Source organism: Frankia sp. CgKIO3, from assembly GCF_977946435.1.
In genome coordinates, this window is the sequence record NZ_CDWTMO010000189.1 from 1 (window position 1) to 7,049 (window position 7,049).

A 7,049-nucleotide genomic window follows, 5' to 3' on the forward strand; every position below is an offset into this window, starting at 1 on the left:
CCCCCCAGCCGAGCACCCGGGTTCAGACCTCCCCGCCACCGACCCAGACACCACCCGACCGGGTCACCCCCTCGCCGAGCCGGACGGCATCGGCCTCTCCGGGGGTCACGACGCCGCCCGTCGTTCCGACGACGGCACCGGCGCCGACCGAAACCACCACCCTCGTACCCTGACGACCCGGTCGAGGGACGGCTCGGGGAGCGGGCCGGCACCGAATGGCACCGGAACCCGGGGGTGGGGCGTCCCAGTGCGCCTGTGGCCGAGTTCACCCGGACGCGCCCGGCCCGAACATGCCCTCCACCAGGCCCGGCACTAGCATCTGGGTGAGATGCACCATCGTCTCGACGATGCGTCGGGGCGCCCTAGCGCCCCCAGACATGACCTTTCCGGCCCATCGGCTGGGCCGATCCGGAGGAGCTTTCATTGCCGAAGGCACCAGCGGGCACGCTGTACCGCGGTCGAGAGGGTATGTGGTCCTGGGTGGCCCACCGGATCACCGGTGTCCTGGTCTTCTTCTTCCTCTTCGCCCACGTGCTCGACACCGCTCTCGTCCGGGTCTCCCCCACGTTGTACAACGAGGTGATCGAGGTCTACAAGAACCCGGTCGTCAACCTGCTCGAGGTCGGCCTGGTCGCGGCGGTGCTGTACCACGCCCTCAACGGCATCCGGATCATGTTGATCGACTTCTGGGAGTCCGGCCCGAGGTACCAGAAGCAGATGCTGTACGTCGAGCTCGTCATCTTCGTCGTGCTGCTGGTTCCGGCCGCCTCCCGAATGCTGCTGCACACCTTCGAGACGCTGTTCGGGAGCACGACCTGATGACGGCAACCGCTCCCCCCGGTGGCCCGGCGGGCCCGCGCGCGCCGGAACTCGTCGCGCCCCGCGCCCCCGGGCTCTCCCGCCGGCGGAGGAAGCCGGGCAGCGCCAAGGCGCGCACCAACTTCGAGCTCTACGCCTGGGTGTTCATGCGGGTCAGCGGCCTGCTGTTGTTCTTTCTGGTGCTCGGTCACCTGTTCATCATGAACATCCTCGACGGCGGTGTGCAGCGGGTGAACTTCGGGTTCGTCGCCGGCCGCTGGGCGTCACCGTTCTGGCGCACCTGGGACCTGGTGATGCTGCTCCTGGCGGAGCTGCACGGCACCAACGGCCTGCGCACGATCATCAACGACTACGCCGGGCGGCCCCAGACCCGGTTCTGGCTGAAGACGCTGCTCTATACCTCGGCGTTCCTGGTCGTCGCCCTCGGCACCCTGGTCATCTTCACCTTCGATCCCGATATCTGAACGCGCCGGTGATCTCGTGACCCCAGCATCGGACGGATGGAGGTAGGCGTGCAGGTCCACAGGTACGACGCAGTCATCGTCGGTGCGGGCGGAGCCGGCATGCGTGCCGCCATCGAGGCGAGCACCCGCTGCCGGACCGCCGTGCTCACCAAGCTCTATCCCACCCGCTCGCACACCGGCGCGGCGCAGGGCGGCATGTGTGCCGCCCTGGCCAACGTCGAGGAGGACAACTGGGAGTGGCACACCTTCGACACGATCAAGGGCGGTGACTACCTGGTCGACCAGGACGCCGCGGAGATCATGGCGAAGGAGGCCATCGACGCTGTCCTCGACCTGGAGAAAATGGGGCTGCCGTTCAACCGGACACCCAAGGGTCGCATCGACCAGCGCCGGTTCGGCGGCCATACCCGCGACCACGGCAAGGCCCCGGTGCGCCGCTCCTGCTACGCGGCGGACCGCACCGGGCACATGATCCTGCAGACGCTGTACCAGCAGTGCGTCAAGCACGACATCGAGTTCTTCAACGAGTTCTACGTCCTCGACCTGCTGCTGCAGGAGGGCGCGGCGGCCGGGGTGGTCGCCTACGAGCTGAAGACCGGCGAGATCCACGTCTTCCAGGCCAAGTCGGTGGTGTTCGCCACCGGCGGTTTCGGCAAGGTCTTCAAGGTCACCTCCAACGCGCACACGCTGACCGGTGACGGAATGGGTCTGGCGTTCCGGCGGGGCATCCCGCTGGAGGACATGGAGTTCTTCCAGTTTCATCCGACCGGCATCTGGAAGATGGGGATTCTGCTCACCGAGGGTGCCCGCGGCGAGGGCGGAATCCTACGCAACAAGGACGGCGAACGCTTCATGGAGCGCTACGCCCCGACCATCAAGGACCTTGCGCCACGCGACATGGTGGCTCGCGCCATCTACACCGAGATCCGTGCCGGCCGCGGCTGCGGCCCGGACGCCGACCACGTCTACCTCGACCTCACCCACCTGGCGCCGGAGCAGCTCGACGCGAAGCTGCCCGACATCACCGAGTTCGCCCGGACCTATCTCGGCATCGAACCGTACAACGACCCGATCCCGATCCAGCCGACGGCGCACTACGCGATGGGCGGCATCCCGACCAACGTGGACGCGCAGGTGCTCGCGGACAACGACACGGTCATGCCCGGTCTGTACGCGGCCGGCGAGGTGGCGTGTGTGTCCGTGCATGGCGCGAACCGGTTGGGCACCAACTCGCTGCTCGACATCAACGTATTCGGCCGGCGGGCCGGCATCGCCGCCGCCGAGTACGCGAACGCGACCGCACGGCACGCCGACCTCCCGGAGAACCCGGCGTCGTTCGTCGAGGACCTGCTCGGACGCCTGCGCGCGGGCGCCGGAACCGAGAACGCGGCTGCGATCCGGCGCGAGCTGCAGGAGTCGATGGACGTCAACGCCTCGGTGTACCGGACGGAGGCGACGCTCAAGCAGGCGCTGAGCGACATCTCCGGCCTCAAGACGCGTTACCAACGGGTGGGCGTGTCCGACCGGGGGCGTCGCTACAACACCGAACTACTCGAAGCGGTGGAGCTCGGCTTCCTGCTGGACCTCGCCGAGGTCCTGGTCGTCGGGGCGCTGGCCCGCAACGAGTCCCGCGGGGGCCACTCCCGTGAGGACTACCCGAACCGGGACGACGTCAACTTCATGCGCCACACGATGGCCTACCGGTCGGGGCCGCTGGTGGCCGCCTCGCCGGAGGCGGAGATCCGCCTAGACTACAAGCCGGTTGTCATGACCCGCTACCAGCCGATGGAGCGCAAGTACTGATGACAGTCACCCTCAAGATCCGTCGCTACGACCCGGAGACGGTCGACGAGGCGCACTGGGAGAGCTACCAGGTGCCGTTCGATCCGAGCGACCGGCTGCTCGACGCGATCATGTGGGTCAAGTGGAACCTCGACGGGACGCTCGCCTTCCGCCGGTCCTGCGCGCACGGGGTGTGCGGCTCGGATGCGATGCGGGTCAACGGCGCCAACCGCCTCGCCTGCAAGGTGCTGGTGAAGGACCTCGGCTCGGAGATCACTATCGAGCCGATCAAAGGTCTGCCGGTGGAGAAGGACCTCATCGTCGACATGGAACCGTTCTTCGACGCGTTCCGGGCGGTGAAGCCCTACCTGATCACTGACGACCACGAGCCGACCCGCGAGCGGCTGCAGTCCGCCGAGGACCGGGCCCGCTTCGACGACACGACCAAGTGCATCATGTGCGCGGCGTGCACCACCGCGTGCCCGGTGTTCTGGACCGACGGCGACTACTTCGGCCCGCAGGCGATCGTCGCAGCCCACCGGTTCATCTTCGACAGCCGTGACTCCGGTACCGACGAACGCCTGGAGATCCTCAACGAACGCGAGGGGGTCTGGCGTTGCCGGACCACCTTCAACTGCACCGACGCCTGTCCACGCGGCATCCAGGTGACCAAGGCCATCCAGGAAGTCAAGCGGGCGCTGTTGTTCCGCCGCGTCTGAGCCTTCCTCCCAGCCGGTCATGCGGTGTCCACCGCGAGCGCGAACGGCAGCACCGACGGCGCTCCGGCCTGCCGGAGCAGTCGAGCGGTGACCGTCATCGTCCAGCCGGTGACGATCCGATCATCGACGAGCAGCACCGGACCGCCGAGATCGCCCAGGGCGGCGGCAAGGGCCGAGGAGACGGTGAACGCATTCCACAGGCCGGCGAGCCGGTGTGCGCTGTTGTGCACCTGCCCGGTGTGCGGCCCGTCGGCGACCCGGTCGAGCTGCCCCAGCAGCGGCAGGCGTCCGATGGTGGAAATGCGCTCGGCGAGGCTCGCGACGAGCCGGGGCCGGCTCCGGGACGCGATCGACACGACGGCCACCGGCCGCCGCTGCCATCCCCAACCGGCGAGCGTCGCGACCACCGCCTCGACGAGATCGCCGGGAAGCGGGCCGTCGAGGGCACCGGGCACAGCGGAGCCGGGCACAGCGAGGCTGGCAGGCGTGAACATCGGGCGCAGCCCGTTTCCCCAGCCCACATCGCTGAGTCGGGCGAGCGCCCGCCCGGGCTCGGCACCGGCCGACGCCGGGATACGCCCGGCCAGGTCGACCCCGAGCCGGCCCATCCCCGTCGGCCACATCCGCCGCGGTTCGACCGGGACGCCCGCCCGGTACAGCTCATCCCGGGCCCGCGTCCGCGAGAACTCCGAGACCGCGGACGACCACGACCGACCGGTGCACCGGTCACACCGCCCGCAGGCCGCCGCGTGGGGATCGTCAAGCTGCCGGCGCAGGAACTCCATCCGGCAGCCGGTCGTCACGATGTAGTCAAGCATCGCCTGCTGTTCCCGAGACCGTGCCGCGGCGACACGCCGGTAACGCTCCTCGTCGTACGACCAGGGCTCACCGGTACTCGCCCAGCCGCCCCTGACCCGCCGGACCGCCCCGTCGGTGTCGAGAACCTTCAGCATCTGGTCAAGCCGGCTGGGGCCGAGGTCGACGGACGCGAGCAACGCCTGGGTCGACAGCGGCCGGTCGGCGGCCGCGAGCACTCCGAGCACCCGGCGGACGACGTGCTCCGGCGGAAAAGAGGTGTCCGCGAAGTAGCGCCAGATGTCCCGGTCCTCAGCCGCCGGGAGGAGCACGACCTCGGCCATATCGAGCGCACGGCCGGCCCGGCCGATCTGCTGATAGTAGGAGATCGGCGACGACGGAGCCCCGACGTGGACGACGAAGCCGAGGTCCGGCTTGTCGAAGCCCATTCCGAGCGCGCTGGTGGCGATCAGTGCCTTGACCCGGTTCGCGAGCAGGTCCTCCTCGGCGGCGATGCGCTCGGCCGCCTCGGTGCCACCGTGATACGTGGTGACGGCATGACCCTGACCGCGCAGAAAGATGGTCAGCTCCTCCGCCGCCGCCTTCGTCAGCGTGTAGACGATCCCCGATCCGGGCAGCTCGCCGAGATGGTCGGCGAGCCAGCCGAACCGGTGCTCGGCCTGCGGCAGCGACACGATCGCGAGCCGCAGGCTCTCCCGATCGAGACTCCCGCGCAGCACCAACGTCCCGGCGGACGCTGGGCCGGCGGGAGCGGAGGTTCCGAGCTGCTCACTGACGTCCTCGACCACGCGGGTGTTGGCGGTGGCCGTCGTGGCCAGCACCGGGACCCCCGGACGCAGCCCGGCGACGAGGGTACGCAGCCGCCGGTAGTCGGGCCGGAAGTCGTGCCCCCAGTCGGAGATGCAGTGCGCCTCGTCGATGACGAGCAACCCGGTGGTAGCGGCGAGCTCGGGCAGGTAGTCGTCCCGGAAGGTCGGGTTGTTCAGCCGCTCCGGCCCGACGAGCAGCACGTCGAGCTCGCCCGACCGCAACGCCGCGTAGACCTCGTCCCACTCGGTCACATTGCCGGAGTGAATCTCGCCGGCGCGGATGCCCAGCCTCGCCGCGGCCGCCGCCTGGTTGCGGATGAGCGCGAGCAACGGGGAGACGATCACCGTCGGAGCAGCGCGTCCCGCTGCACCGCGGAGCAGTGCCGTGGCGAGGAAGTACACCGCCGACTTGCCCCAACCGGTGCGCTGGACGAGCAGCACCCGGCGCCGGTGGGTCACGAGCGCGTCGATGGCCTGCCACTGGTCCTCGCGCAACGCCGCGGCCGGCCCGGCAAGCGCCCGCAGCAGCTCCTCCGCGCGCTCCCGCAGCCCACCGGGCACCGGGGTCCGCCGGGTCCGGAGCATGCGCGACCGGCGACGCCGGGCCGGAAGCCACCGGAAGCGCGGAGGTCGTCTCGTCTGCTGCCATGAGAGGTGTCTACCCGACGCCACCGACAAGATCGGATCGTCCCAGGTCACAGCCGCTTCCGCACCGGAGACGGCGTGGTGGGCCGCGGTCAGCAGCATCCCAGCGATCGACACCCGCGAACCCGGCCCCGCCTGGGCACGGTCACCACCGGGGTACGGCCGCGACGGCCCGAGGCGGAGCGACCGCGGCATGTTAGTACCAGTATTTGCGGGAGGTTGGTACTAGCCAGTGCGTGAAGTTGGTAGCCTTCAATCATAAATCGGCCCTACCTCCCACGGCTCGTCGACGGCCTGATCCGTGATCTTCTGCAGGAACTGCCGGCACTACTGGTCGTCGGGCCGCGGGCCACCGGCAAGACCACGACAGCGGCCCGGCATGCCCGCACAGTTATCCTTCTCGATCAACCACGCGAGGCTGTCCCGTTCACCGCGGATCCCGACGCCGCTCTCCGCGGACTTCCAGAACCGATTCTTCTGGACGAGTGGCAGATGGTTCCGACGGTGCTCGGCGCGATCAAACGTGCGGTCGATTCCGAGCCCCGGCCCGGCCGCTTCATCGTCGCCGGCTCCGTACGAACGGATCTCGAAGCCGACAACTGGCCCGGCACCGGCCGCCTGGTAAGAGTGCCTATGACCGGTCTCACCATACAAGAGATCATCGGCCGAGTCGACAGGACGACCTTCCTTGATCGAATCGCGACAAGCGGCGCGGATTTGCTGGTCGTGCCGTCAGGCGCACCAGACCTTCGCGGCTACGTCGAGATGGCCCTGCAAAGCGGATTCCCCGAAGCCGCACTGCACCTCTCGGACCGCACCCGCGGCTACTGGCTGGAAAGCTACCTGGATCAGCTTCTCACCCGTGACGTCGAAATTCTCCATGAGAACCGTGACCCGTATCGCCTACGACGATACTTCGAGGTCCTGGCTCTGAACTCCGCCGGTGTAGTGAACAGCAAGACGCTGTACGAAACCGCCGGAATCAACGCGAAGGA

General features: G+C 68.8%; 7 protein-coding genes. 5 read left to right on the plus strand and 2 right to left on the minus strand.

What is annotated here, in order from left to right; translation table 11 throughout:
* Window positions 1–22: 22 nt before the first annotated feature.
* On the minus strand, window positions 23–160 hold the full coding sequence (locus AC08OJ_RS17240) for a hypothetical protein (RefSeq protein ID WP_462203784.1): 138 nt from the start codon (window positions 158–160) through the stop codon (window positions 23–25).
* A gap of 263 nt (window positions 161–423) precedes the next feature.
* On the opposite strand from AC08OJ_RS17240, the gene sdhC reads away from it, so the two are divergent.
* From sdhC to AC08OJ_RS17260, 4 genes are read left to right on the plus strand one after another with little or no spacing between them, the layout of a single operon-like run.
* The gene (gene sdhC / locus AC08OJ_RS17245) at window positions 424–819 is read left to right on the plus strand and encodes a succinate dehydrogenase, cytochrome b556 subunit (protein WP_476594210.1); all 396 of its coding nucleotides are present in this window, start codon (window positions 424–426) and stop codon (window positions 817–819) included.
* Window positions 819–1,283: a succinate dehydrogenase hydrophobic membrane anchor subunit gene (locus tag AC08OJ_RS17250; RefSeq protein ID WP_476594211.1), complete on the plus strand. Its 465-nt coding sequence runs from the start codon at window positions 819–821 to the stop codon at window positions 1,281–1,283. Before sdhC ends, AC08OJ_RS17250 begins: the two co-directional genes overlap by 1 nt.
* A 48-nt stretch (window positions 1,284–1,331) precedes the next feature.
* The gene (sdhA, locus tag AC08OJ_RS17255) at window positions 1,332–3,086 is read left to right on the plus strand and encodes a succinate dehydrogenase flavoprotein subunit (protein ID WP_476594212.1); all 1,755 of its coding nucleotides are present in this window, start codon (window positions 1,332–1,334) and stop codon (window positions 3,084–3,086) included.
* The gene (locus AC08OJ_RS17260; protein ID WP_462186658.1) at window positions 3,086–3,784 is read left to right on the plus strand and encodes a succinate dehydrogenase iron-sulfur subunit; all 699 of its coding nucleotides are present in this window, start codon (window positions 3,086–3,088) and stop codon (window positions 3,782–3,784) included. Before sdhA ends, AC08OJ_RS17260 begins: the two co-directional genes overlap by 1 nt.
* A gap of 17 nt (window positions 3,785–3,801) precedes the next feature.
* Here AC08OJ_RS17260 and AC08OJ_RS17265 read toward each other — a convergent pair whose 3' ends face one another.
* Window positions 3,802–5,994 carry a DEAD/DEAH box helicase gene (locus tag AC08OJ_RS17265; RefSeq protein ID WP_476596267.1) on the minus strand — a complete coding sequence of 731 codons (2,193 nt, stop codon included), beginning with the start codon at window positions 5,992–5,994 and terminating at the stop codon, window positions 3,802–3,804.
* A gap of 378 nt (window positions 5,995–6,372) precedes the next feature.
* On the opposite strand from AC08OJ_RS17265, the gene AC08OJ_RS17270 reads away from it, so the two are divergent.
* Window positions 6,373–7,049: ATP-binding protein (locus tag AC08OJ_RS17270; protein ID WP_476596268.1), on the plus strand; the 677-nt coding region annotated here is incomplete at its 3' end.

Excerpts from the sequence above, each read along its gene's own strand:
- AC08OJ_RS17265 (WP_476596267.1), bottom strand. The coding sequence starts at position 5,994 with ATGCTCCGGACCCGGCGGACCCCGGTGCCCGGTGGGCTGCGGGAGCGC.
- AC08OJ_RS17250 (WP_476594211.1), top strand. The coding sequence starts at position 819 with ATGACGGCAACCGCTCCCCCCGGTGGCCCGGCGGGCCCGCGCGCGCCG.
- AC08OJ_RS17260 (WP_462186658.1), top strand. The coding sequence starts at position 3,086 with ATGACAGTCACCCTCAAGATCCGTCGCTACGACCCGGAGACGGTCGAC.